Annotated in this window: 25 protein-coding genes; 1 reads left to right on the top strand and 24 read right to left on the bottom strand. The window is 28.0% G+C overall.

Translation table 11 applies throughout. The annotated features are described in order from the left end of the window. Positions 1-48 precede the first annotated feature (48 nt). From G594_RS0114900 to G594_RS0114845, 10 genes are all read right to left on the bottom strand, one after another. Entirely contained in the window at positions 49-1269 is a 1221-nt protein-coding gene (locus G594_RS0114900) for a sensor histidine kinase (RefSeq protein WP_027099286.1), read from the bottom strand. Then, positions 1259-1993, bottom strand: coding sequence for a LytR/AlgR family response regulator transcription factor (locus G594_RS0114895; RefSeq protein ID WP_027099285.1), 735 nt, complete (start codon positions 1991-1993; stop codon positions 1259-1261). Before G594_RS0114895 ends, G594_RS0114900 begins: the two co-directional genes overlap by 11 nt. Before the next feature lie 505 nt (positions 1994-2498). Then, positions 2499-2951, bottom strand: a complete 453-nt coding sequence (locus tag G594_RS0114885) for a GNAT family N-acetyltransferase (RefSeq protein WP_027099284.1) — start codon at positions 2949-2951, stop codon at positions 2499-2501. 316 nt (positions 2952-3267) lie between these two features. Beyond that, positions 3268-4407, bottom strand: coding sequence for a DHHW family protein (locus tag G594_RS0114875; protein ID WP_027099283.1), 1140 nt, complete (start codon positions 4405-4407; stop codon positions 3268-3270). Between the two features lie 20 nt (positions 4408-4427). Beyond that, complete coding sequence (locus G594_RS0114870; RefSeq protein ID WP_341349979.1) at positions 4428-5804, bottom strand: MBOAT family O-acyltransferase; 1377 nt, start codon at positions 5802-5804, stop codon at positions 4428-4430. Between the two features lie 38 nt (positions 5805-5842). After that, positions 5843-6277: a DUF4358 domain-containing protein gene (locus tag G594_RS0114865; protein WP_070098179.1), complete on the bottom strand. Its 435-nt coding sequence runs from the start codon at positions 6275-6277 to the stop codon at positions 5843-5845. Positions 6278-6299: 22 nt separating this feature from the next. Continuing rightward, positions 6300-7091 (bottom strand): GDSL-type esterase/lipase family protein, encoded by a 792-nt coding sequence (locus G594_RS19115; protein ID WP_051196039.1) that lies wholly within the window; start codon positions 7089-7091, stop codon positions 6300-6302. Positions 7092-7226: 135 nt separating this feature from the next. After that, positions 7227-8552 (bottom strand): APC family permease, encoded by a 1326-nt coding sequence (locus G594_RS0114855; protein WP_027099280.1) that lies wholly within the window; start codon positions 8550-8552, stop codon positions 7227-7229. A 90-nt stretch (positions 8553-8642) separates the two neighbouring features. Then, positions 8643-9896: a YeeE/YedE family protein gene (locus G594_RS0114850; protein ID WP_027099279.1), complete on the bottom strand. Its 1254-nt coding sequence runs from the start codon at positions 9894-9896 to the stop codon at positions 8643-8645. A gap of 96 nt (positions 9897-9992) precedes the next feature. Then, a complete protein-coding gene (locus G594_RS0114845) occupies positions 9993-11693 on the bottom strand; it encodes an FAD-dependent oxidoreductase (RefSeq protein WP_027099278.1) in 1701 nt (566 codons plus the stop codon). Between the two features lie 226 nt (positions 11694-11919). On the opposite strand from G594_RS0114845, the gene G594_RS0114840 reads away from it, so the two are divergent. Continuing rightward, entirely contained in the window at positions 11920-12816 is an 897-nt protein-coding gene (locus tag G594_RS0114840) for a LysR family transcriptional regulator (RefSeq protein ID WP_027099277.1), read from the top strand. 120 nt (positions 12817-12936) lie between these two features. Here G594_RS0114840 and G594_RS0114835 read toward each other — a convergent pair whose 3' ends face one another. The 14 genes from G594_RS0114835 to G594_RS0114780 form a co-directional block, all read right to left on the bottom strand. Further along, complete coding sequence (locus tag G594_RS0114835) at positions 12937-13920, bottom strand: ABC transporter permease (RefSeq protein ID WP_027099276.1); 984 nt, start codon at positions 13918-13920, stop codon at positions 12937-12939. Between the two features lie 13 nt (positions 13921-13933). Further along, positions 13934-14671: an ABC transporter permease gene (locus tag G594_RS0114830; RefSeq protein ID WP_027099275.1), complete on the bottom strand. Its 738-nt coding sequence runs from the start codon at positions 14669-14671 to the stop codon at positions 13934-13936. A 9-nt stretch (positions 14672-14680) separates the two neighbouring features. Then, entirely contained in the window at positions 14681-15613 is a 933-nt protein-coding gene (locus tag G594_RS0114825) for an ABC transporter ATP-binding protein (RefSeq protein WP_027099274.1), read from the bottom strand. Between the two features lie 119 nt (positions 15614-15732). Further along, a complete protein-coding gene (locus G594_RS0114820) occupies positions 15733-16533 on the bottom strand; it encodes a MerR family transcriptional regulator (RefSeq protein ID WP_027099273.1) in 801 nt (266 codons plus the stop codon). A 155-nt stretch (positions 16534-16688) separates the two neighbouring features. Continuing rightward, positions 16689-17414: a DUF421 domain-containing protein gene (locus G594_RS0114815; protein WP_027099272.1), complete on the bottom strand. Its 726-nt coding sequence runs from the start codon at positions 17412-17414 to the stop codon at positions 16689-16691. 103 nt (positions 17415-17517) lie between these two features. Next, positions 17518-18372 (bottom strand): protein phosphatase 2C domain-containing protein, encoded by an 855-nt coding sequence (locus G594_RS0114810; RefSeq protein WP_027099271.1) that lies wholly within the window; start codon positions 18370-18372, stop codon positions 17518-17520. A gap of 279 nt (positions 18373-18651) precedes the next feature. Then, positions 18652-20067 carry an aminotransferase class I/II-fold pyridoxal phosphate-dependent enzyme gene (locus tag G594_RS0114805; RefSeq protein ID WP_027099270.1) on the bottom strand — a complete coding sequence of 472 codons (1416 nt, stop codon included), beginning with the start codon at positions 20065-20067 and terminating at the stop codon, positions 18652-18654. Further along, on the bottom strand, positions 20060-21286 hold the full coding sequence (locus tag G594_RS0114800) for a M16 family metallopeptidase (RefSeq protein ID WP_027099269.1): 1227 nt from the start codon (positions 21284-21286) through the stop codon (positions 20060-20062). The genes G594_RS0114805 and G594_RS0114800 overlap by 8 nt, the downstream gene beginning before the upstream one ends. A 10-nt stretch (positions 21287-21296) precedes the next feature. Continuing rightward, positions 21297-22661 carry a thioether cross-link-forming SCIFF peptide maturase gene (scfB, locus tag G594_RS0114795; RefSeq protein ID WP_027099268.1) on the bottom strand — a complete coding sequence of 455 codons (1365 nt, stop codon included), beginning with the start codon at positions 22659-22661 and terminating at the stop codon, positions 21297-21299. A gap of 67 nt (positions 22662-22728) precedes the next feature. Then, positions 22729-22866, bottom strand: a complete 138-nt coding sequence (gene scfA, locus G594_RS19985) for a six-cysteine ranthipeptide SCIFF (protein ID WP_003371542.1) — start codon at positions 22864-22866, stop codon at positions 22729-22731. A 114-nt stretch (positions 22867-22980) separates the two neighbouring features. Then, complete coding sequence (locus G594_RS20590; RefSeq protein WP_242829738.1) at positions 22981-23376, bottom strand: GNAT family N-acetyltransferase; 396 nt, start codon at positions 23374-23376, stop codon at positions 22981-22983. Between the two features lie 9 nt (positions 23377-23385). Further along, positions 23386-23742, bottom strand: a complete 357-nt coding sequence (locus G594_RS20585) for a hypothetical protein (protein ID WP_242829737.1) — start codon at positions 23740-23742, stop codon at positions 23386-23388. A 288-nt stretch (positions 23743-24030) separates the two neighbouring features. After that, the gene (locus G594_RS0114785) at positions 24031-24840 is read right to left on the bottom strand and encodes a DUF368 domain-containing protein (protein WP_027099267.1); all 810 of its coding nucleotides are present in this window, start codon (positions 24838-24840) and stop codon (positions 24031-24033) included. A gap of 222 nt (positions 24841-25062) precedes the next feature. Further along, complete coding sequence (locus G594_RS0114780; RefSeq protein ID WP_027099266.1) at positions 25063-26286, bottom strand: sensor histidine kinase; 1224 nt, start codon at positions 26284-26286, stop codon at positions 25063-25065.

The following is a 26286-nucleotide window of genomic DNA, read 5'->3' as shown; positions in this document are numbered from 1 at the left end:
ATATTAGAATTATATCAAACTAGACTAATTATGTATACCTTATGTAATTTAAATATTTATTTCCATAGTAAAGATGTTTTCATCAACTTCTACTAATATTTCTCCTCCATTATTGTGAACTATAGCCTTAACATTATATAGTCCGACTCCCCTTTCATCTCCTTTGTTAGAATATCCATAGTTAAACATTTCTGAAACATTTATCACATCATCATTATTAACTGAATTTTTAACTACTATATTATATTTATTATTTTTTTTACTCAAAGATAATTCTATATATTTATTATCACTTTCAAAACTTGCCTCTATAGCATTATTTAAAATGTTTGACATAATAATTACAAGTTCTGAATCAGAAATACTTATATCTTTCAAACTACTTTTTATGTAATATTTAAAATTGATTCCTATTGAAGTTGCATAAGATATTTTACTATAAATTAATGCTCGTATTAATTGATTATTTATCTTTGATAACTCTATTAGATGATCTTCATTTGAAATGTTTTGGATATATCCCTTAACTAGTTCTTTTATTTGGTCATAATCACCAACCTGTAATACACCATATATAACATTAAGATGATTTTTATACTCATGTGAATCTGCTCTCATTTTTTCAAAATACTCTTCAAGAACCTCGTTATATCTTGACTTCAATTTGTCCTCTTCTGTCTTCTTAAATTGTCTAAATATATCAACAGCTAAAAATATACCCACTAAAATAAAGCTTAATATAGAAAGTAATATTAACACTTTTTCAATACTACTTAACCATATTGTTGTATTTATATATTGAAACAAAAAGAAAATCATAAAACACTGTAAAATAACCATAATAAATATTTTTATATTCTTCTTTACTATACCTATAAAATTAATAGTCATTTTTTTGTTAAAAGAATATATAATCAATATTACTGAGGTATTGATTATACTTTGCGATATTATCATATTACTAGCTGTAATATTAATTTCTAAAAATTGATACATTATTGTTAAGATACTCTCTGCAACTGCTAAGCTTATAAAAGCCATAAATAGCTTTATTTGATTATCAAGAATTTTTTCCTTATTAATTAATGATAAAGCTAGTCCATACATAAAATTAATAAAAAAAATCCATATATTCATGTTGCTACCTATAGTTGAAAAAAGCAAGGATATAATTACTATTACAATATAATCTCTAATACTCTTTCTTTTAGACACTATATTATAAATAATCCCCAAAGAGATGCATTGTATAAATAAATTAATCCACATTATACTCTCCTAATAATTCCATTAAATTATTCTTATAATTTAGCGATAACAATGCTGTATCATCTATTCTATCAAAATGAATTTTCCAAAGCTTATAATACTCTTTTTCTATTTTTTGAATATAAGTGCAATTAACTAAGAAAGATTTATGGGTTTGAACTATATTTTCACAACTAATTAAAGTACTAATTTTATTTAAAGTATATTCTCTTGTAGTAAGAACACCCTTTGTTGTATGTATTACACATCTTCTTGATAAATACTCTATAAAAATAATATCTTTAATTCTTAATTTATATTTCACCTTATTTTCTAAAGTAATGAGCAAAAATTCATCCACTTTTTTATTATCCATTTTTTTATTTTCATTAAAGAGATTTACTATATCTACAACATCCTTACTTTCATAAGGCTTCACAATGAATTCATAACAATGTGTTTTTTTAAAGGCATCTAATATTAATTGTTTTTCAGTAGTTAAAAATATAATTCCTGTTAACTCATATCCTTTAATTTTTCTGATTTTTTCTGCAAGCTCTATACCAGATCCATCCTTAAGTTTTATATCTAACATGAATAAATCAATTTTTCTCTCTTTTAATAAAAAGAGACTCTCTTTAACAGAATCAGAATATAAAACTTGTACATCTTTAAATCTACTTTCTACTATTTTTATTAAATTATTTCTCTGAACAACATCATCTTCTACTATTAAAATTCTCATACTCTCACCCTAACACTATTATATTTAATTTTCACTACTTTTACAAATTATTGCAAATAATGTTTAAAATGTAGTTTTTCTAGAATTTTATGCTCTGTTTTTATACTTTTATACTAAAAACATTGTTTTCTAACAATTCCTAAACTAAAATTTATTTATTAATATACGATGTTTAAGGGGGCTTAACTATGAACTTAGATTTAAAAAAAGCATCAAAAATTCTTTCTTTCATTGGAATACTGGCAATACTACTTAACTATATTGCTTACTTTCTAAATTATGTTCAAATAAGCATGTCCTTAAATATTATTTTTATTTTTTTACTTATTGCTTTTGTATATATATTTCTCATTTCAAAGTAGGAATATATTATGATAATTTTGATTGTTTTAAGTATACTTAATCCAAATGTTTTTATCCCCCTATTATTCAATATATAAAAAGGGGATTTATCCCTTTATAACAAAAAAGTTGTACTTGCTTTAATAGCAAGTACAACTTTCTTTTAAAAACATTTAACCATTTTTATTATTCTCTCACCAAAAAGAACCTTATCAAAAACTTTATTGTAATCTAGCTTTTCGTAGAACTTAGTTACATTTTCATCCTTTGCTAAAAGTGATATGCCTTCATACTCTTCTTTCTTTGCAACCTGTTCTGCATATTTCATCAATTTCTTTCCAATACCAAGGCCTCTAGCTTCTTTGGAAGTAGCTATGTTTGCTATATAAAGGTCCCCTCTTCTACATTCTCTTAAGAATATATACTTAATCTCATTAAAGATAAAATATAATTTATCTAATAAACCATCTAATCTTTTAAATTGCTTAAACTCAGTTTCTAAACTTAATCTATCTAATTCATCATAAGGTATTAAAACTATTGCTCCTAGGACTTTTTCATCCACCTCTGCAACCATAATATAATCTAAACTATATCTTGATTCTTCATCTTTTATAAGTTCTTTTAAATTTTCTAAGCACTCCTGCTTAGACTCTCCCCCTCATACATCATGAGGTTTCACTTCTGTATAGTATATCAGGTGAGCCACCGTGTCTACGTCTTGTTTTTTTGCTTTTCTAATTTTAACCTTTTTCAAAAATATTACCTCCCATACAGAAATTTGTTTTCTGTATAGTATTATTATATAAACTTATTGAATCTATTTTAATTGCTATTTATGTTATGTTTTATGTACTGTTATGCTAAATGAAAAAAGTATGATTTAACAAAAATCATACTTTCCGTTTGTATTTTTATACTATTTGTACTTTTTAATAATTTTCTAATACTCCATATAATGAATTATCTTGAAAAAAGGTATTTGCATTATATAAAAATAAAGTTTCACTGAACTTCTCTTCTTTAATTAATTCTTCAATATCTCCATAATAATATCTTGGGTCTACCATTACGATTTCTTCAAAATAAGGAGTTAAAAACTGAACTATACTATTTGCATAAGAATCTTTAATTAAAAGTAATTTCTTATTATATTTAGCTGTAGTTTGAATTTTAATTATAGGTTTATTGCCTCCAAGAAATACTCCATATTTATCATTGGTACCAAGCTTTAAACTATCATATAGTGATGGAATTACTTTCTTTTCTTCTAACTGATTAACTATAACTTCATCATCTTCATTTTTAGGAATATATACTTTTATCTCATCCTCTTTATTAATATCAAACAAGCTACGTGAATATAAAGTGCCTTTAAAATCATTTGATACTAGTTCGATATCGTAATAACTCTCCTCATTCTTCTTTAAGTTCATCTTGTCACAAAGAGCTAGGTATCCATAGTAAGCTCCCTTAGTAGTCCAATGATGATCTGCTCTATAAAAAATTTCTTCTTCCTTATTTTCTATAAAGTAGTTGTATGGGTTTATAAATGAAATATTTCTATCTAACTTATTAGAAAAGTTATTTATATATTCTACCTGCTTAGATTCAGATACATATCTAGGTAGTTTTTCATTATATATACTAATAGCATTAGGAATCATCATAAAATTTATTTTTATTTCTGAATGCTTGTTGGAAAATTCATTTATAGCCCTAATGTTCTTCTCTAAACTTTCTTTATTAGGTTCTAAGAATTTTTCAATTAAATAACCATCTGAACACAAATATATATTATTATTCTCTTTTTTCCCTAATAAGACATCAATCTCACTCTTCAGTTTTATAAATGTATCTCTCATAAAAAACTGATCGTTTTTATACTTCTCATAATTTTTTGTATATCTACCTTCAATTAGTCTATCTATTTTAAAAGTAGGCATTTTAGCCAATGACCTATTTTCTAAGTTAGAAAACTCCATATCTTTATTAAATATATTAATAATAAAGAATCCAAAAATAAATATTACAAAAACTATAGCTAAGGCATTTCTATATTTCTTTCTCATTAATTTCACTCCAAGCATATTTAAAATCTAAAATATATAAATGGATTGTATGTTGAGCTTAATAAATATGCAGTAGCTATTACAAGAATAAGCACATTTACAGCTCCTATCATTGTATAGCATATTATCGAATTATAAGACTTCACCTTTTTTACTATATATCCTGGAATTGGTGTTGAAGCCATTATTAATATAATGAATAAAATTATATTAGTACTTAAGTAATATAAAGCTGTATCATCAATTATTGCATTACCTGATATAAAAAACATAACTTTTAAATAATTTAGAGCTTCATATAATGTATTCATACCAAAGAATACCCATCCAACCATAACTATAACAAGTGTATATATCCTTCTAAATATAGTTGGTAAGTTTTTAATATATCTTCCTATAATGAACTTTTCTATAATCAAAATTACACCATAGTACATTCCCCAAATAATAAAGTTATAACTTGCCCCATGCCATAACCCAGTCAATATCCAAACTATCATTAAATTTCTACACTGTTTTTTTACTCCTTCTCTATTTCCTCCCAAGGGAATATATACATATTCTTTAAACCATGTACTTAATGATATATGCCACCTTCTCCAAAACTCAGTAACACTTTTTGATATATATGGATATTTAAAATTCTCTTTAAATGTAAACCCAAACATATGCCCCAAACCAATGGCCATGTCTGAATAACCACTAAAATCAAAATATATTTGAAATGTATACGCAGCTATACCTATCCATGATGTAGCTACAGAAATATTATTAATATCCAGTACACTAATTACGCTCCATAAATATCCTATATTATTGGCTAACAGAACTTTTTTCCCAAGTCCTGCAATGAATCTCTCAACCCCATATCCAAATTCATCTATTGATTCTTTTCTTTTTTCAAGCTTACCATTTATATCAGTATATTTTACTATAGGACCTGCTACTAACTGAGGAAACATTGAAATATATGTAGCAAATGATATTATGTTTTTCTGAACTTCTACTTTATTCAAATAAACATCTACTATGTATGATATAGTTTGAAATGTATAAAAGGATATACCAATAGGTAATGATAGATTGTTATATTGTATATTTAAAGAAAAAATACTATTTATATTTCCTACTATAAAATCATAATACTTGAAGAATCCAAGCATCCCAACATTAAGAGCTAAAGTTAATACAAATATAATCTTTTTTCTTCTCCCTTTTTGATTTTTAATTAATAAAGCTAAAACATAATTAATAATTATTGTTAATATCATTAAAATTATATATATTGGTTCTCCCCATGCATAAAAAACTAAACTTCCTAATAATAAAATAAAGTTTCTTAATTTTCTAGGAGACAGATAATATGTAACTAGGATAATAGGCAAAAATGTAAACATAAAAATAATACTACTAAATACCATCTTGTCCCCTCTTTCTACACTTTTATACTTTCTATAAATATTTGTTTATTATTTTCTGCATTTTCTCCAATACATAAAAATACAAATTTACCTCTTGCTATTAATTCATAATCTTCTATGATTTTTGTCTGCTCTGGAGCATATCCACCAAAATTATTTAATTGATTACTAACTCTTTGTTCCATTGCACACTCTATGGATTCTATTTGATTTTTATCCTTTACTTTTACAATCAACACTTCATTAACTTCCATTGTAGATTTAGAAATATATAATGAAACTTCCTCATAATCACTACTATTTAAGCCATAAAGTCTTTTCAACATCTTTTTATCTGACTTTTGTAAATTTTCATCTTCATGTAAAATATTATTAGATATTTCATCTGTGGTAATATTCTTATAACTCTTAGTACATCCACTCATAGTAAACATAGCTAATAAAATCATAAGAAAAGACAACTTCCTCAATTTATTCACCTTCTAAGTTATATTTGATCAATTCATTAAGCCACTTTGGATAAAATGAGCTTTTTACATGAATTCCATCTGGTTCATACAACATTTTATTTTCTTCAATTATGTATCTTATATCAACGAATGTAGCTCCTTCATTAATAGCTAGCTCATTTAATCTTTTATTCGCTTCTATAATTCTCTCTTTTTTATACAAAGGAGTTATAGAACTAACCTTGTCCGTTACAGGCAAGATAGAATTTATATATATTTTTGTATTAGGACTTCCTTCTTTTACTTTATCAATAAGTACTTTATAATTATCAATAAATAAACTTAAGTCTTCAAAAACTAATAAATCATTCATTCCCAAAAGAATAAATAATCTTTCTGGTGACAATTTTATTATGGTATTTATATCTTCTCTAGATTTTAAAACATCTTTCCCCTTCTTCGCTACTACTGAATAATTATTTAAATATTCATATTCTGATAATGCTTCAACAATAGAATCTCCCCAAAAAATATCTCCTTTAAAAATAATTTTATAGTCTATTTTCTTCTCTACTACCATTTTTCTAATTTCTTCTCTTCTCTTTTTTACTGCCTCTTCTCTATGCATATTATCAATTTTTGTTTGTATCTTTGAAACATCCTTCACCTCTAATTCTTTTAACATATGTACTCCATGCTCTAATTCACTACTTACATATTCTCTACTGGATACATATGAACTTTTTACAAACCTACCAATTAACAATACAAAAATTGTACATAATATGACCTCTCTTTTGTACTTTTTTATCATTTTCCTCACCCACATATCTTATTAGTTATCTCACTAACTTAGTATATATAATAAAGTTTAATATATAGTTTAAAAAAAATTACAATCATGTATCAATTTAACTCTAATTTGATACATAATTGTAATAATTTAAATTTATATATTCTTTTTTCCTATTTTTACTCTATAAAATATAATACCTAAGCAAGACCACATTATTAAGGCAACTATAGGCTCAATTTCTAGGGCAGCTGGAGATATTGGTACTAATAAAAGTATCATAAACAAAATACTAATTAACACCCCAATACACCCTATCAATTTACTACCTTTAGTTTTAACTTTTTTAATTGAAATATATGATACATAAAAATATGCAATAGCAGCCCCTAAAGATGACATATCTACTATCCATATTATTACCTCTCTACCAAACCAAGGAGCTATTAAACTAATAATACTTACAAATATAATAGAGTTATTAAACACCCCTCTATTATTTACATTTCCTATAGAAGAAGGAACTAATCCATACTTAGCAATAGATCCTAAAAGCTTAGAACTACAAATCATAAATCCATTTATTCCACTCCATACTGCTGCACATAAAGCTATTATAAGTAAGAGGAAAGCCCACTTACCTAGAACTTGTATAACAGCACTTCCAGCTGCCCAATCTAATGCAACTGCTTCCGAGGGTGAAAAAGCTAATGCTGTAATAATATTTAAAAGATTATATATTAATGTTCCAATTAACAATGATACTATAGCTACAAATGAAGCTTTCTTTTTAGAAAACTTAAATTCTTTTGATAGTTGTGGTATAGCATCAAATCCTATAAAAGCAAAGGGTGTTATTGAAAATACCTTGGCTATTCCACCTAAATCGAATTTATAATTCGAGATATAGTTATTCATAAAAGCTGTCTTATTCCCTTCGAATACCATTCCAATAAATACTATAGAAACACTCGATATCAATGCCAATATTATTATATTTTGAATTTTACTAGTTCCACTTATACCTTTTATATTTACATAAGCAAATAAACAAATAATAAATGTAGATAATATAATTTCGCCTAAATATACATCATATCCAGCAATAGTGTATAAATACCCCACTTCAAATACCGGACCTATTAGCTTTTTGACTACCAACGGAAATGCAGTAGCATTTAACGGAATCATACTAAGATAAGCTAATATTAAAAACCATCCTACTATAAAACCATGCTTCTTTCCCATATTATTATATGTGTAAGAAAATTCTCCTCCCTCTTCATCTTGAGAATTTATCATAACAGCATAATTTTTTTCAATTAATATTATACAAATGGCTCCTAGAATAAGCCCTAAAGCTGTATTAATTACTCCAGCCTCTTTTAAAAACTTTGTTCCAGGCAGCATAAAGGACCCCCATCCAATAATTGCTCCAAGTACAATTGCAAAAATATCAAATTTCCCAAGACTTTTCTTCACTTACTCTTCCTCCAACACTGAATTATCTTATGTTCTATAGCACTAAAAGGCAGGAACAAGTTTCCTTGCTCTGCCTTATTAATTTAAATATTAAGCTGGTATATCAAACTTCTTAACTATTTGTATACCTATTAATCCTCCAATTACTAACATAACAAGAAATACCCATCCTGATAATGACATGTTAGCAATACCTGAGAATAATGCTCCAACGTTACATCCACCTGCTAATTTAGCTCCATATCCCATTAAGATACCTGCTAAAGCATAGAATACTGTATCTTTAGCTTTAAAGTTTACATAGAACTTCCACTTTCCAGCTAATAGCATGCAGATTAATGCTCCTAGTATAATACCTATATTTCTAACTGAAACTGGATCATTTAATATTCCACCATTAACAACCTTAACACTTCCTGCAAATCCATCAATAGCAGAGAATTCAATTCCTAATTTACTAAATAACGCAACTCCCCAATGAGTGTAAGGACCGGATGCTCCCCAACTTGATCCTGTTGTATTTATTATGAATAAGAATAATATTCCAATTAATACTGCAGAAACATAGAATGACCATCTTTCTACAAAGAATTTGTGATAAGTTTCTTTACTGAAGAACCTATATTCTTTAGCTTCTTCCATTGGTCTTTCATCATCTGGAACCACTTCTAAAACTTGAGTTCCAGCATTTTTTCTCTTATTTTCATAAATTCTAACAATTGCATATAATACAGTTAATAAAAGTAATGAAACAACTACTGCTCCTATGTATCCAAACTTATCTGGTAAATAAAGTGTATATCCATTTTCAAAAAGGAAAGTCTTCTTTAACTTTGGTAAATGCCATGTTCCAAGCATACCACCTATACAGAAGAAGAACAATACTATCATACCTCTTCCAGAACCTTCACCTGTATCAGATAATGTACCAGATGCACATCCTCCACCTATAATCATACCAATACCAAATAGTAAACCACCAATTATGAATGCTAAGTTAATTGCAGATACACTTCCTGTACCAGGAATTGTTGCAACTCCCTCAGCTGCTCTAAATGCTGCTTCTGCACCTTTAGAAAATGCACCATAATGTATACCAGCAGCTCCTATTGTTGTTATAGCAAATAAGAATAATAATGCCTTTGATAATTTTCCATCACCAGTCATAGCAATCTTTCTAATTCCACCGGCGAATCCGAATCTACTTCTTTGTAAAACGTAACCTAGTAATAAACCTGTTAATAAGAATAAAGCTAATTTACTATTTTCCTTATACTGTATTGCACCAAATGCAGTAACTGCTGCTAATACACCCAGCCCAATAAAAACTTGTCCTTTTTTCATCTTCTTCCCCCTAAAATAATTAGTTTTTTGTTTGTTAATTATCAATCATTGTTTTTATATTTCAAAGGATAGTAATAACTATCCTTTATGATAAACTTAGTCAAAATTATAATCTGTAACTATCTTCTCTCTATCTGTTACTTGGTCATGGAAATATTCATAGAAACTTATTCCCATAAATCCGCCTGAAACATTATATATGTTGTCAAATCCTAAATGTCCTAATGCTAAACAAGCGTTATAGCTTCTTTGAGCACTTCTACAATGTAAATAAACCTTTTTATCCTTTGGAATTTCATCTAATCTATCTCTTATTTCACTTAATGGAATATTTTTAGCTCCAACAATATGGCTTAATTCATATTCATCTTTTTCTCTAACATCAACTATGAATGCACCAGATTCTACTAATTCTCTTACATTTTGAACATATACTTGTTTAAAAGTTCCTTGTAGAATGTTTGATGCTACTAAAGCTGCATGATTAACTACATCCTTGGCAGTTCCAAAAGGTGGTGCATAGCAAAGTTCTAAATCAGCTAAATCTTCAACTGTACCATTGAACTTAATTAAAGTTGCTATAATATCAACTCTCTTATCTACATTTCCCTTACCTATTGCTTGTGCTCCTAAAATTCTACCTGTTGGTACTTCAAATATAAGCTTGAAGTGAAGCGGTTCACTTTCTGGCATTAATCCAACCTTATCTTGAGGTATAACTCTCACTATGTCATAATTAATATCTAATTTTTGAGCTTTAATTTGACCTTCTGTTAAACCAGTTGAAGCTCCGTTGTAATCAAATACTTTAATACATGATGACCCAATAAATCCTGTATTTTTAACTGGTATCCCATGAATATGATTTGCTACTGCTCTTGCTTGCTTTTGCGCTGGGCCTGCAAGTGGAAGCTTTGTAGCTGTTCTAGTTAATGCACTAAATACCTCTATTGCATCCCCAACAGCATATATGTCCTTATCATTAGTCATGTAGTTTTGATTTACTTTTATTGCTCCTGTAACTCCAACTTCTAATCCTGCTTCTCTAGCTAAATCAGTTTCTGGAACTACTCCAATAGCCATAACTATAGCATCAGATTCAATTCTCTTTCCTGAAGCTAAAACAACATTATTTCCTTCAAAGGCCTCAACCTTATCTCCTAAAATTAAATTAATTCCTTTATCATAAATTTCTTTATGTAAAACTTGTACCATATCGACATCAAATGGCTTCATTATTTGATCCATAGCTTCTATAAGAGATACACTATAACCAGCTTCTTTTAAATTCTCAGCTACTTCAACTCCAATGAACCCTCCACCGATTACAGAAACATTCTTGCACTTCTTTTCCTTTATAAAAGTATTAAGCTTAGCTATATCAACAACATTTCTTACAGTAAAGATATCAGCATTATTTATACCTGGAATAGGTGGAACTATAGGCTTAGCCCCTGGAGATAAGATCAACTTATCATAGCTTTCCTTATATTCTTTTCCTGTAACAACGTTTCTAACTGTTACTTCTTTATTTTCTCTGTCTATAAATACTACTTCTGTGAAAACTCTCGCATCAATTCTATATTGATTAAAGAATTGTTCAGGCTTCATTAACACTAAATCTTCATGATCTTCTACTTTTCCACTTAAATGATATGGTAAACAACAATTTGAAAAAGAAACGTGAGGTCCTCTTTCAAACATTACTATTTCATTACTTTCATCTAGTCTTCTGGATCTAGCTGCAACAGATGCTCCTCCAGCTACTCCACCAACTATAACAATTTTCTTCCCCATTTCTTATCATCCCTCTAACTTTATTTATAGTTTGTTATTTTTTTATCTTTCAAGAGTATATTTGTCTTTTCTTGTCTTCTTGTCTCTATATTACCATCCAAGTTTCCCCTTGCATAATAAGAATCCCTTATGTACAATAATAATTTATTATATATAATAAATTTAATTAAAATTAATGATATAATTATGTTGATAAATACTAAAGGAAAAGGGTGGAGGAGTATATATGAACTTATCCTATATGCAATCGTTCTATACAACGGTTAAATGTAATAGTATTTCAAAAGCAGCAAAAGAACTACATTTAACACAACCTGGATTAAGTATGCAATTACAAAACTTTGAGAATGAAATTGGAGAAAAACTATTAATAAGAAGTAATAAGGGTGTTTCTCTTACGGAGGAAGGACAAGTTGTCTTTGAATTTGCAGAATCAATGCTTTCATTGCAACATAATTTGGATAAAAAACTTAAAAGCCTAAAGGAAAAGAAATCTAGACTATTTCTTTCAGCTTGTAGTAGCCTTGGAGAACAAATACTTCCTTGCAGTATTTATACCTTCAAAGAAATTTACTTTAATATAAATGTTTCAATGGATATAGATAACTCTGAAAATATATTAAAAAAGCTACTTAACCATGATACAAATTTAGGTATAATACATGAATTAGACAATATTCCTGACAATGTAGTTACAGAAAAGATAATATCAGACAAACTTATTTTAGTAGGAAGTAACAAGTCCGAGCTTAAGAATATTACTATAGATGAACTAACAACACTACCTATAATTTTAAGAGAAGATGGCTCTGGAACATTATCAATATTAAAAAAATCATTAGGTGAGAAAAACATTTCAACTAATAACTTAAATGTATTACTTTCATTAAATTCATCGGAAGCTATAAAATCATCAGTTATATCAGGAAGAGGATTTGCTTTTATGCCTGAACTATCAATTACTCATGAGCTTAGAACAGGATCTTTAAAGAAGATTAATATAAAAGAATTTAATACAGACTTTAACTATAACATTGTGGTAAGAAAAAATTATTGTTTATCTGATGCAGAAGAGAAGTTCTTATCTTTCCTTACCTCAAAAAAGAGATGTTTTTGTTATTAATTTATATTACATATAACATAAGCCAATGATACTAGCATCATTGGCTTAATTCTTTATTTTGATAAATCATACTTCTTTTAATTAAACTAACAATACATATTATTATATAGATTCCCTTATTTATACTAAAAAATCACCATTTTTATATTGTCTTTCTCCTAAAATTACACTTATCAAACCGAAAACTAAAATAGAAAAAATTACAAAGATTAAATCAGTATTATTAAAGTTATTAGATAAATCAATTAATCTTTTTTGTGGAAGTATATTTCTAATAAATCCAATAACTTTATTACTATCTGCAATGTTTATTAAACATCCCCCCAAAAGACAAGTTATCATAACAACTATAGAACCTCCCATTGATGCTGATGCCCTATCTTTAAAAATTGTTGATATAAACATTCCAAAACTACTACTTAATACTCCTACTAACAATAATAAAAAAGTAAATAGTGAATAACTTATCTCTAAATTAACATTTAGCACTTTTAAAATGAAAACTGACCACATTGTGCTTGGAATAGTTAAAATAACTGTTGAATATAGCATTTGACCTGTAATATATTGAAAGTAAGATATTTTCCCACTTAATACTCTGGTATAAGTTCCGTTTTCTCTATCAACCAAAAAGAAATCCATAACCATTGTAGTTGCTCCAAAGAATAGGAACATTATTAAAAATCCAATTATTTTCCCTTGTACCGTAGCATTATTGTCATCTCCTACATAAACTTCACCCTTTAAGTTAGCTTCCAAAGTCTTTTTTATATCATCTTTTCCATATGAAATCACACTAGGTTCATTCCCCTGAAAATTTATTTCTGCTAAGTAAACTCCCTTTATAAGCTCAGTTTTGCTTGGCGATTCTTCTAAAAATTCCACCTTGACCTTTTCATTATCCATCATAGAACCTTCAATCATTTCTTTTTCTTCTATTCTTGCCCCTACAACAGCTATCTTACCCTTTATGCTATCCATACCATTAAAGTATACTCCTAAGCAAATTATAATTGGCATTACTCCAACTACCATTGTCATCATTACTTTCTCTTTTGTAAATCTATATAAATTATTTTTCATTACTAATAATATATTTCTCATATATTTTACCCCTTTATAAATACTTCTCAGTTTTAAATGTTTTAGAAGTTAATCCAATAAGCATTACTGCTATAATAATATTAATTCCTATTATTACAAATAGAATAAAATTATTATTATCATACATACTGTTTAAAAGTCCATCCATAAGCCACTTTACTGGTGATATCTTGGATATCATTGCAGGTATTTCACCTAAAGCTTCCAAAGAAAAGAAAGCTCCTCCAAGTATACATAAAACTGTTTGTACTATATTAAAAACCATATTTACTGCTCCAATATTATTTATTGTTGCACATAAAAGCATTCCCAAGGAGTTTGACATGAAAGAAAGTATTACGAATGAAACACAAATTAAAATTCCATTGCCGTTATAATTAACTCCAAATAAAAGGCTAAAAATTAGCATTGTTATTGCGATAGCAACAGAAGAATAAATTGTTCCACTTATTATTTCAGAAAGATATATTCCTAAGTTCTTAACTGGAGTAAACATAGTTCTTACGTTTCCCTGCTTTACATTCTCATCAAGGAAATTATATGAACTAATAAGTCCTGAACTTGTAAATATAAAAATCATCATTCCTATTGAATAATACTCATAAGAGGATACCCCTCCACCAAAACTACTTTGGGTTAAATACCCTATTATTGCTGTTAATAGTACTGGATAAACAAAAAACATCATGAACATTATTGGTGTTTTGCACATTAATTTAAGTTGAAACTTTATCATATTTACTATATTCATTCCGCTCACCTAATTCCTTAAATTTCTTCCTGTTAAATTTAAGAATATAGTTTCTAAATTTTGCTCTTCAGTTACTATATTTTTTATTTTTACCTTCTCATTAATAAGTTTTAAAATTATTTTATCTAGATTGTTAGAATCTTTTCTTGTACTCACTATTAATGAATCCTTCACTTCCACATTATTTACTCCTTCAATTGAATCAAAAAAAGTTTTTTCTATATTTTCAATTCCCTCTCCAGAAATATTGTAAACTGTGCTCTCTTCCATGCTCTCTTTTAATTCCTTTAAAGTTCCCTCTGCTATAACTAATCCCCTATCCATGATAAGAACTCTATCACATATAGCTTCAACTTCCTCCATATAATGGGTTGTATATATAATAGTTGCTCCTCTTTTCCTTAACGTCTTAATAGATTCTAAAATATGATTTCTTGATTGTGGATCAATTCCAACAGTAGGTTCATCTAAAATTAAAAGCTTTGGACCATGTGCTAATGCACAAGCTATATTTAATCTTCTTTTCATACCACCAGAATAAGTCTTTGGTAAATCCTTAGCTCTATCTAGAAGTCCCACCATGTCTAAAGCTTCTTCTGATTTCCTTTTTAGTTCTTCTCCCTTTATTCCATAAAAACTTGCAAAATATTTTACATTTTCAATGGCAGGTATATTTTCAAATATGGCTAAGCTTTGAGGTACTATTCCAAGTGAAGATTTATACTCAGATTTATTCTCTGAAATATATTTACCCATGAACTTTATCTTTCCTTCAGTAGCTCTTAGTGCTGTTGAAAGAATATTTATAGTTGTACTTTTTCCTGCTCCATTAGGACCTAAAAAACCTAATATTTCACCTTTATTTACTTCAAAGGAAATTCCATTAACTACATAGTTAGTAGTGTATTTTTTCTTTAAACCATTAACCTCTAATATATTCATCTTTAAACCCTCTCCTTACATTAATTAGCTTTTCTCTCTACATCACTTAGTTTAAAGGTGTGACTAACTCCTAGGTCAATAGCTTTTAGCAAAAAAATAAAAGTGAAATAAATTCACTTTTATTTTACTGGTGTATATATCTCTAAATATTCAATATTTTCCTCATCTTTATATCCATTAAACAATAGATTTACAAAAGCTATTCCCATAGTCTCATAACCTAATTCATTAGCTTTCCTTAAAATTGACGTAACCATACTTTCATCAACGTTGTCACATTGTTTATCAACAGGTACTGCTATTACTATATATATACATTTAGGATAAGATATAACTTCTCTTTTTTCACAACCACTTTTCCCCAGCTTATCATATAAAACATATCTCTCTTCTATCACAGTTTTGCTATTAAAATAAACTATTCTCGAAATTCCCGATAAATTTACAGCTTTTTTTAATCTAGTGGAGTAATCATACTTTTCTAATATTTCACTATAAGTTTCAATAACATTACCTTTCATATTTATTTCATTTGTTATTACTATTGGCTTCATTTTCCTAATAGTAAACTTATTTAAACTTTCTTTTATTGATTTACAATCTTCCTTGATGTCTTTAATGCGTTTTAAAAGTAATTTTTTATACTCTATTTCTTCTTCAATCTTTCTTTGCTTTTCATTTAATATAGATTCTATTGTATTTAAATCATCACTCTTTTTAATTTCTTGTATCTTCTTAATTTCTATATCTATATCCCTATAAAAATTAACTGTTACTATTTCATAAATATCTTTAAAATTGTATTTTCTATAACCATTTTCTTCATCCTGTTTAGGATTAATTAAATTTTTCTCCTCATAGAACTTTAATGTATCTCTTGATATCCCTAAAATTTTTGCCACTTGCCCCACTGTATACATCTCAACACCCCAATTAAAATATAATTTATAAAAAACTTAGTAATAATAATTTATACACAAAGTAATATTATTTTATATACTAATTAATTGAAAAATAAATATCAGCAAAAATTAATGCTTTAATTTATTAATACATAGTATTAGAATATTTTCCCCTACTCTATCCCATACTTTTTCTCTGGATTAAAGTTATCAGGATATCTTTCTGAAATAGTAAGTTTTTTATTTTGATCTACACCTGCATAAAAAACATCTTCAATAGCATTTATATTTTTCTTTTTAAGTTCAGATTTTAGCCACTTTTCATCTACCCCTACTATTTGAAGATTTTTATCCACTATTTTTCCATCAATTATAATATCATTTATCAAAGAAAGATTCTTTACCTTTATATTCATATCATATGGGGTTATTGGCTTTTTATCTGCTTTAATCAAAACTGATAACTGGCCATTGCTTTCCATTATTGCAAATTGTACATCTTCTATATTGAAAACATCCTTCTCCCTTAACTTCATCATAAGCTCATTTATTGTAATTCTAAGTTTTTTTATATTCTTATCAATAATACGCCCATTTTCTATTAATATTAGAGTCTTTGCATTTACTATGCTTCTAGCTATATAGCTTTTTAAATTTAAGTAGCTAGTTGATATAGTTAACAATGAAAAAACTATTAATGCTATAACTCCTGAAAAAACCACATGATCTTTATCAATTATAATTTTTGCAATCATTGATCCTATAGATACTCCCATTACGAAATCAAAGAAATTCATTTGTGAAATAATTTTGATACCAATTAACTTACTAAGAACTAATGCTAATATATACACTAAAATACCTTTAATTATTGTGCTAAATAATATGCTACTATACATAAAATTACCCTCCTATCCTAAGATACAATTATATTTTTAGCAAGAAAAGTAATTTTATCCCTATCTAATCATATCATCTCTCCAATATTATTAAACTTAAGTGTTAACATTCATAATTATTTAAAAAAACTATAGAGGAATCATCCCCTTTTTTTAATCTAGGATACTTTAATATATCCTTATCTTCTTCTTCAATTTCTCTTATTAACTCATAAGTATTCTCAGCACCTAAATCAATTAATCTTTCTATTAATTCAGCTTCATTAAAATGCTTATAAGTATCAACTATTGCAGCAAAGCCATCACTCATTAGAGCTAAATTCTTAATTTCCTTATCTAAGAACTTTCCTTCAATACAATGATTAACAGCCTCTTCATTAAACTCTAATATCCAATATCCATCTTGAGTATTTTTCAACAATCTATTTTCTATTAAAATTGGATTAATAATCTTCCTTGCTTCTACCCAACTTATATTATTTTCATCTCTTACCTTAAGCATTTCACTTATAGCCCTATTATCAAACTTCTCTAATGATGTATCTTTAATTTTAGCTACATTATTATCTATATCCTTTATTAGAAGTGTACAGTCTCCAAGCATAAAGTATTCAATTATATCTTCATTTTTTCTAACTATTGATATAGATGCTGATGGCCTTTTTATTTCTTCTATATAATTTAAACCACACTCTTTATAAAATCTATCTCTAATTATTACTATCCCTTCTAAAACTATATCTCTTATAGTTTTACATTTATCATTTAAATTATCTTTTAAATATTTATCCCATTTATTCACAAACCATCTTGCATCGCTTTCAAATGAAGTTAATTTTTTATCTGTTAATCCTGTAGCTCCATCTAGTACCCATGCCATATTTTCATCTGCATAAGTAATATCTTCATTGACCTTCTTAATTGACTCGTTGATTATCTCCCATTGAAATTTACTCATATAACTCCTCCTATATTTTTGTCCCTTTGTATTATTCCACACTATTTTACAGATTAATTTTCTACACATCTCCTACATAGCTACGTGTTAAATTCGGCATTATAAGCTGTCCTTTATCGCTATATTTTTCATAAATCTTTTTTAATTCATTAATATAGTCATTATACTGTTCATTATTACTTTCTAGCTCATATGAGGATAATCTCTTTCTGTATTTAGTATAATTCTCTATACTTTTCTTTTAAACTCCTATTCGTCTGTTACCTAATATTATTTACTTTATTTCTTAACAACTAAAACTTTATCCCCATGAACTCCTAAAATACTTATTCCTTCATTCAAATATCCCTTTATTTCTTCAATTATTTCCTGGGTAATCTTCTCCCCACTAGAAACTAGCGGTATCCCAGGTGGGTAAGGTACAATAGCTTCCTTAACAACTCTCCCTTTTGCATAATCAAGCTTAACCAATTCTCCTTTATGATTAAACACCTCATAAGGTTCCATTTCCTTTTCAGGGATAACAGAATTAAACTTTATAGACTTTTCCTCATTCATAAGTAAATCCATATCTAATTCTTCTAAAGCTTTGTAAAGTTTTTCCAAACCGTTATCAACATTAGCAGGTGATAAAAGTAATACAACTCCAGAGAAAAAGCTCATTTCGCATTGTATTTTCTTACTTCTTAAATAATCCTGAAGTTTACCACCACTACATCCTTTAGGTAAAACTAATACGTATCTACTTAAATCTATATCATACCCTTTAGGTAATTCTTCCTTTGAAAGAACTCTTACCTTACCTAATTCATTAACTTTCTTCTTTTCTTTTTCAGCTTTCTTAATTAAATTTCTATAATCCTCTTCTCCATATTTGCTCAAGTAAAATCTTGCATAGTCTAAAGATGCCATTATTAAATAAGATGGTGATGTAGTCATAAATGAACTTATATAGAAATCTATATTCTCATTCTCCTTATTAACTAATAGGTAAGCTCCTCCTGTCAATGCTGGTAAAGTCTTATGAGCACTTACTACAGTATAATCTGCAAGGGGTGCAATATTTTTAGGTAAGTTTTCACATAATCCATAATGTGCTCCATGAGCTTCATCAATAATTACCTTTAAACCTCTTTTCTTTAGGTCTTTAATTATCTCTTCCATATCATAAGATATTCCAAAGTAATTAGGATAAGTTAATATAATTCCCTTAGGATTGTCACACTTTTGAAGAACAGAATATATATTATTCTTATCTGGAGGTAAGAATAATCCCCCATCACCAAAAACCACCGGTTCAATATATCTTACCTTCAGTTTTCTTAATATCAGTCCATTATAAACTGATTTATGGCAGTTTCTTTCTACCAATACCTCATCACCTTCATTAAAGGCAGAAAATATTGAAGATAGGTTTCCACTTGAACTTCCATTTACTAAAAAATATGCTTTTTTAACCCCATAGTACTTTGCTAACAGTTCTTGTGACTCTTTAATTACTCCTTCTGGATGATGAAGATTATCTAATGGATCTACTTCTGTTATATCTAGGCTTCCTAAATTTTCTCTTAAGTAATTTCCTATTTCATCTCTAGAAAAAGCAAGACCACACTTATTTCCTGGCATAGAAAAAATAGTGTTTTTTTCTTTATGATAATCTATTAATGCTTGTAATAATGGTAATTCTTTATTCATAAAGCCCCCTTGGCATAATAATTTCTATAGAAGGATTTTTTAAAACCTTTTTCGCTACATGAATTATGTCTTTGGATGTTAATTTTTCTATTCCTTCTAACATATCTGTGAAAATATTAGTATCTTTAAACATTATGGCATAAGTAGTCATGCTGTTTGCTAATCTAATGCTTTGTTCTTCTTTAAATAATTTCTTTAACTTTATACTCTTATAAAGTTCCTCTATTTTCTCCTTAGTGAAATCTTTCTCATATTTCTCAACATTATTAAAAGCCTCTTTTACTAAAGTTAGTGATTTATCTAACTTTTCTTTAGATGTACTAAACTCTATTTTATAAAGTCCTATATGCTTTTCATTTGATATTGTTGTTATAACATCATAAACTAGCCCATTTTTAGTTCTTAAGGTATCAAAAAGTATAGAGTTCATTCCTTCTCCAAAGAATTCATTAAATATTCTAAAAGACTTAATTTCTTCATGAGTTAAATTGCTTATAGTAAAAATCATCTCTACTCTACAGGAGTTTATCCCTTCTCTAAAGTCTATATATTCTCCTAGTCTAGGAATTTCAATAGAATCTTGCACTTCTACCTCTTCCCCCTTCCATCCCCCAAAGTATCTTTCAACCTTTTCTTTTACTTCTTCAAACGTTAGATCTGATACTATACTTATTACAGCATTTTTAGGAGAATAATATCTTTTGTAGAAATCTTTAATATCCTCTAAAGTAATTCTATTTAAATCTTCTATTCTTCCTATTATAGGGTACTTCAATCTATTTTTATTAAAAGAATGGATGAGAAGCTTATCCTCACAAAATTGTTGTAGCTCCTCATCCCATTCATTTAATTCTTCCTTGATTGAATCCATCTCTTCCTTAAATCCCTCTATTGGAAAACTTGGGTTTAATAAAATATCACTAAAAATATCTAACCCCTTATATAAATCTTCTCCTAATAAAGTTCCATAATAAATTACATAAGGAAAATTTGTCATAGCATTAGAAAATCCAAATATTTTACTTAACTCTTCATTTATTGTTTTTTCACTTCTAGTTTCAGTGCCTTTAAATATCATATGTTCTGTAGCATGTGCTAAACCTAAAAGCCAATCTTCAACAGAAGCCCCAGCTTCTAAACCAATAGAAACTGAGGTTAACATTGAAGGCCTATTCTCGTAAATTAATTTCATTCCATTATCTAAGATGAATTCCTTCATAACTTTTCTCCTAAGATTGTAATTCTTCAGCTTTTAAAGCTATTGCACATTCAATTCTCTTCTTTTGCATTTTACAACCTATTTCATATGGAATATTCATATCTCCATTAAAGTTTACATTGTTAGCTTGGCATCCACCACTACAATAGAATCTTGCCCAACAATCCTTACATTTTGGTTTGTTGTAGATATGAGCCTTCTTAAACTTCTTACCTAATTCAGCATCATAAGTATCATCCCAAATGCTTCCTAGCTTATACTCTTCCTTACCTACAAACTGGTGACATGGGTAAACTTCACCCTGTGGTGTTATTGCAACATATTCAAATCCTGCTCCACAACCTGAAATTCTCTTATAAACACATGGTCCACCTTGTAGGTCTATATTAAAGTGGTAGAATTTAAACTCGTCTCCCTCTACCTTTCTTCTTCTCATTTCTTCATATAACTTATCATAGTTATCAAATATAGTTGGAAGGTCTTCTTCTCTTAAAGCTAAAGGATGTCCATTTTCAAGAACAACTGGTTCTATTGATATTTCTCTAAAGCCTTCATTTACCATAGCTTTAACATCTTCATAAAAATCAGTATTTGCTCTAGTAAATGTTCCTCTTACAAAGTACATCTTTCCTTCTGTTCTCTTATCAATCATCTTCTTTATGTTAGGAAGTATATCATCATAAGAACCGCTTCCATCAACCTTAATTCTTACATTATCATTTACTTCTTTTCTTCCATCTAAAGAAAGGATTATATTACCCATTTCCTTATCCATGAATTCCATCATTTCATCATTTAAAAGAGTAGCATTAGTAGTCATAGTAAATCTAATGTTCTTCTTCCACTCCTTTTCATGCTCTCTAGCATAAGCAATGATTTCTTTTATAGTATCCATAATCATAGTTGGCTCCCCACCAAATAGATCTATTTCAATATTCCTTCTTGGACCACTTCTCTTAACAACATAATCTATCGCCTTCTTTGCTGTATCTATATCCATAACACCCTTGTGTCCATGGTATTCCCCCTCATCAGCAAAACAATACTTACATCTTAAGTTACATCCATGAATTATGTTTAAACAAACAGCCTTTATGTAGTCTCTATCATCCATTGATCCATGAGCTATTTCTTCATATTGATCTCCAGAATAAAGGATTCCTTCTTTAACTAGTTCCTCTACTTCATCGTATGCTTCCCCAATAACACTTTCTTCGTACTTTCCTTTTAGATTAGTTAATACTTCTTCCTTTGATTTTAAACTTGAATCATCTAATATGTCATAAACAAGCTCGTCCACCACATGAACAGCACCTGTATTAACATCTAGTATAAAATAGTTTCCACCTTGTTCAAATTTATGAATTAATGACATTTATTTCTCCTCCAAACTCTTAGTAAAGAAGCAGTAACTTCTTTACTAAAGTTACTGCTTCTGATAATTAGTTTTCGCACTCTAAGTTTGCAACTGTGCAAGAAGTCTTACAAGCAGATTGACATGAGTTAGCACACTCTTTACAACCTGGTTTGCATAAGCTGTTTTTGATGTTAGTCTTGTTAATAGTCTTAATATGTTTCATTAGCTTATCCCCCGCTTTCCTTAATTAACGTGAATATTATACCATAACTACCATTGGTACAAAACACTTTTCTAAGTTTTCCATATTATTAATAAAATATATATTCTTTTATTCTTATTTATTACTAATCTTTCTTTTTCTAGCTTTAAGTTCAGAAAAAGCTGGGTAAAATCCTGATTTAATTGCTATATTTTGAGATATAACATGAGATTGACCAGTTCCATAGAAAGGTACTTTTTCAAGACTTAGTATCTTTTGCTTTATGAGATAAACAAGGTTTGTCCCAATTCCTTTTCCTTCCCATCCTTTAAAAACATTAATTCCTATTTGCCACATGTTTTCTGAATCCATACTAGCTCCTGCCATCCCAATTATATTATCATCTTCATCTAGCGCCGCAACACCTAAAACATCTGGGTAGTTCTCATCAAAAACAAAAGCTTCATCAAATCTCCCATCATCTTCAAACTGTTTTATTTCTTCTTGATTATACCACTTTATTTTTGTCATCGGATTAGCCTATTCTACATTTTCCTTTGGCAAATAATACTGATGGGTATCATCAACCTCATATCCAATATCATTTAGCTTCTTTTCTAATGCTCCTAACACTCTAAAAGAAAATATCCATTCACCAGAAAAGTTTAATAACTTTTCCACACACCATTCTCTTAATTCTTCACATACACATATTATAGCTTTCTTACCAAATACAAGTATTTTTATCGGACTGTACTCATCCCCATAATTTCTTCTTCCCTCTCTTAACTTATAGTCTGTTATTAAATTCTCTTCCTTATTAAAATCCTCTATGCTACAATTATAATCTCTTGATAATTGTTCCTTAACCTTCTCTAACATTTCGTTTCTATTCATAAACTTCTCCCCAAATTATTTTTATCTAAATTAATTATATCTCATATACAGCTCATGACCCAATTTTCCTATATATTTATATATTTATATATTTTTAAGTTCATATAAATATATAAATAATCTAATAAAGTATTAATAAAATTCGCTTTTCTTATTTATTAGAGCTTATCAAGTTTCATATAACTCAACTGAAATTTTAATATTCGTCCATAAAATTAAAGAAGAAACACCAACTTTAGTAATGTTTCTTCTTCATCATTATTATCTTTATTAATTCTATTACCCTTACTATTCTTCTATATCTTCTTTAGATATATAACTTGTTACAATAAATCCAACTATCCCAAGGACAATTCCTATTAAACTATTTATTCCATCAAAGCCTGGAAATACTCCAAAGACAGACCCTAAAATAAATCCAAAAATTATCATATAAGTTTGTTCAGGATATTTATTTAATAACATCTCTATTAATCTTGCACTTAAAACTGTTCCAACTATTCCTCCTAATGCTATAGGAATAAGTATTGGAATATTAAAATCAGTTATTGCTGTTATCACCGTATTATATAAGCCTAAAATTAATAACATAAATGACCCGCTTATTCCCGGTAGTATTAGTGCTATAGCTATAACTACTCCTCCAACAAACAACCACATAAATATAAATGGTGTTAAACTAACTATAGCATCTGAATATCCATTGTAATCTCCTGACATAAGTAACACAATTACAAATCCAATAACTAAATACACTAAAGACCTTTGACTAAATGACTTCTTTGAAGTAGCTTTTTTAAACATTAATGGAGCTCCACCTAAAATAATTCCTATAAACATATATCCCAAAGGAATAGGATATTTCTCCAATAAAGTTTTAAATATATTACTAAATAGAAATATTCCTACTATTGCTCCAAGTCCTACTCTAAATAAAATCTTATATTGATTTTTAAAGTCCTTAACTATATTATTTACCGCATGTATTAACTTATCGTATATACCTAAGATCATCGCAATAGACCCACCGCTAATACCTGGAACTATTTGAGATATACTTATTATCACTCCATAAATAAACTCCTTTAAAAAAACCATGACTCCCTCCAAAATATTATTTTTTAACAATTATATCACTATTTTTAACATAACTTATATATATTAACCTACATTTAACAATATCAACCTATCATAAAGAAAAAATGTGGGGTGGATATTTATTTTGCTTGTTCAGCCGCAACCTCCAAGTCAAATTAAAATTTTATATTTCCCTAGACATAAAAAAAGAACTACCCTTAGAAAGTAATTCTTTTAAATAGGTTATTCTTTTTCCTTATTGCTTAATTCAATATTAAAAGTTGTAATATTATTTTCACTTGTTACTCCAACTTTTCCTTTATATTTCTCCACAATAGACTTAGCAATAGAAAGACCTAATCCATATCCACCCTTTTCTCTTGCTCTTGCTTTATCTACCCTATAAAATCTATCAAATATTTTATCTATATCCTCTTTAGGAATTGTATCTCCTTTATTGGTTACTGATAATAATATTTTTTGTTTTCTTTCTTTTAACTCTACATTTATAGAACTTTTTTCATAGGAATGTTTTATGGCGTTGTCCATTAGTATTCCTATTACTTGATTTATGCTCTCCTTATCTCCAGTAAACTCTATATCATTTTGAATATCTGAATCTAACATTAAGTTATTTTCATACATTATTGCTTCAAAGCTTAATAATTGACTCATAATTGCATCACTTAAATTAAACTTAGATATTACTCCAAGAACTTCATTATTATCAGCTTTTGCAAGATAAAGTAGATTATTAACTAGGTTTGACATTCTTTCAGTTTGAAAGGATATATAATTAATCCATTTCTTCTGATTCTTTATAGTGTCCTCTTCATTACTATTAATTAGCTCTATATTAGTATTAATTATGGCTAATGGTGTTTTAAGTTCGTGTGATGCATCTGCTATGAACCTTTTTTGTGAATTATAGGCTGCTTCAACTGGTTTTATTGATTTATTAGCTATAAATATGCTTACTATAAATAAAAAAATCAAACTAATTGGTCCAACTATAAATGACGTAATTACTAATCTCTTTATAGTATTTAGGTGAATAGTACTATCTTGAAATACCATCTCAATCCCTCTTGGTCCATTTCTATATAGATAAGCAAAATTATAATTATTATATTTTATAAATCCTTTTTCTTTCTTATTATTTATTGCTTTTTGAACTATATTTACCAAGGTATCTTCATCCATATTATAAGCATCATTATAAAGTAATCTTGAATTCTTAGAATCATAGATAATAAAGGTTGTATTATTAAAAGGCTTGCCCCTCCCATCTATCTCTCCGTTAGGAGACATCTTCATCCCATTTAAAGTATCACTTAATTGAGTAAATATCATGTATTCTCCATTTTTGCTTGTTCCAATATATATAGCAGAAAATATAGCTATTACTATTGCTATAAAAAGAATCATTAAAGTAGTTACAAATTTAACCCTTAACTTTTTAAACAT

It is taken from the genome of Clostridium paraputrificum AGR2156 (assembly GCF_000424025.1).
Classification (GTDB): domain Bacteria; phylum Bacillota; class Clostridia; order Clostridiales; family Clostridiaceae; genus Clostridium; species Clostridium paraputrificum.
Note: the sequence above shows the minus strand (reverse complement) of the source record. Positions and strands in the feature narration are given on the sequence as shown.

What these genes read in the sequence shown, in the direction of transcription:
- G594_RS0114900 (WP_027099286.1), bottom strand. Translation starts at nt 1,269, where the DNA reads ATGTGGATTAATTTATTTATACAATGCATCTCTTTGGGGATTATTTAT.
- G594_RS0114895 (WP_027099285.1), bottom strand. Translation starts at nt 1,993, where the DNA reads ATGAGAATTTTAATAGTAGAAGATGATGTTGTTCAGAGAAATAATTTA.
- G594_RS0114875 (WP_027099283.1), bottom strand. Translation starts at nt 4,407, where the DNA reads ATGAGAAAGAAATATAGAAATGCCTTAGCTATAGTTTTTGTAATATTT.
- G594_RS0114870 (WP_341349979.1), bottom strand. Translation starts at nt 5,804, where the DNA reads ATGTTTACATTTTTGCCTATTATCCTAGTTACATATTATCTGTCTCCT.
- G594_RS0114865 (WP_070098179.1), bottom strand. Translation starts at nt 6,277, where the DNA reads ATGATTTTATTAGCTATGTTTACTATGAGTGGATGTACTAAGAGTTAT.
- G594_RS19115 (WP_051196039.1), bottom strand. Translation starts at nt 7,091, where the DNA reads ATGATAAAAAAGTACAAAAGAGAGGTCATATTATGTACAATTTTTGTA.
- G594_RS0114850 (WP_027099279.1), bottom strand. Translation starts at nt 9,896, where the DNA reads ATGAAAAAAGGACAAGTTTTTATTGGGCTGGGTGTATTAGCAGCAGTT.
- G594_RS0114845 (WP_027099278.1), bottom strand. Translation starts at nt 11,693, where the DNA reads ATGGGGAAGAAAATTGTTATAGTTGGTGGAGTAGCTGGAGGAGCATCT.
- G594_RS0114840 (WP_027099277.1), top strand. Translation starts at nt 11,920, where the DNA reads ATGAACTTATCCTATATGCAATCGTTCTATACAACGGTTAAATGTAAT.
- G594_RS0114835 (WP_027099276.1), bottom strand. Translation starts at nt 13,920, where the DNA reads ATGAGAAATATATTATTAGTAATGAAAAATAATTTATATAGATTTACA.
- G594_RS0114830 (WP_027099275.1), bottom strand. Translation starts at nt 14,671, where the DNA reads ATGAATATAGTAAATATGATAAAGTTTCAACTTAAATTAATGTGCAAA.
- G594_RS0114825 (WP_027099274.1), bottom strand. Translation starts at nt 15,613, where the DNA reads ATGAATATATTAGAGGTTAATGGTTTAAAGAAAAAATACACTACTAAC.
- G594_RS0114820 (WP_027099273.1), bottom strand. Translation starts at nt 16,533, where the DNA reads ATGTATACAGTGGGGCAAGTGGCAAAAATTTTAGGGATATCAAGAGAT.
- G594_RS0114815 (WP_027099272.1), bottom strand. Translation starts at nt 17,414, where the DNA reads ATGTATAGTAGCATATTATTTAGCACAATAATTAAAGGTATTTTAGTG.
- G594_RS0114810 (WP_027099271.1), bottom strand. Translation starts at nt 18,372, where the DNA reads ATGAGTAAATTTCAATGGGAGATAATCAACGAGTCAATTAAGAAGGTC.
- G594_RS0114805 (WP_027099270.1), bottom strand. Translation starts at nt 20,067, where the DNA reads ATGAATAAAGAATTACCATTATTACAAGCATTAATAGATTATCATAAA.
- G594_RS0114800 (WP_027099269.1), bottom strand. Translation starts at nt 21,286, where the DNA reads ATGAAGGAATTCATCTTAGATAATGGAATGAAATTAATTTACGAGAAT.
- scfB (WP_027099268.1), bottom strand. Translation starts at nt 22,661, where the DNA reads ATGTCATTAATTCATAAATTTGAACAAGGTGGAAACTATTTTATACTA.
- scfA (WP_003371542.1), bottom strand. Translation starts at nt 22,866, where the DNA reads ATGAAACATATTAAGACTATTAACAAGACTAACATCAAAAACAGCTTA.
- G594_RS20590 (WP_242829738.1), bottom strand. Translation starts at nt 23,376, where the DNA reads ATGACAAAAATAAAGTGGTATAATCAAGAAGAAATAAAACAGTTTGAA.
- G594_RS20585 (WP_242829737.1), bottom strand. Translation starts at nt 23,742, where the DNA reads ATGAATAGAAACGAAATGTTAGAGAAGGTTAAGGAACAATTATCAAGA.
- G594_RS0114785 (WP_027099267.1), bottom strand. Translation starts at nt 24,840, where the DNA reads ATGGTTTTTTTAAAGGAGTTTATTTATGGAGTGATAATAAGTATATCT.
- G594_RS0114780 (WP_027099266.1), bottom strand. Translation starts at nt 26,286, where the DNA reads ATGTTTAAAAAGTTAAGGGTTAAATTTGTAACTACTTTAATGATTCTT.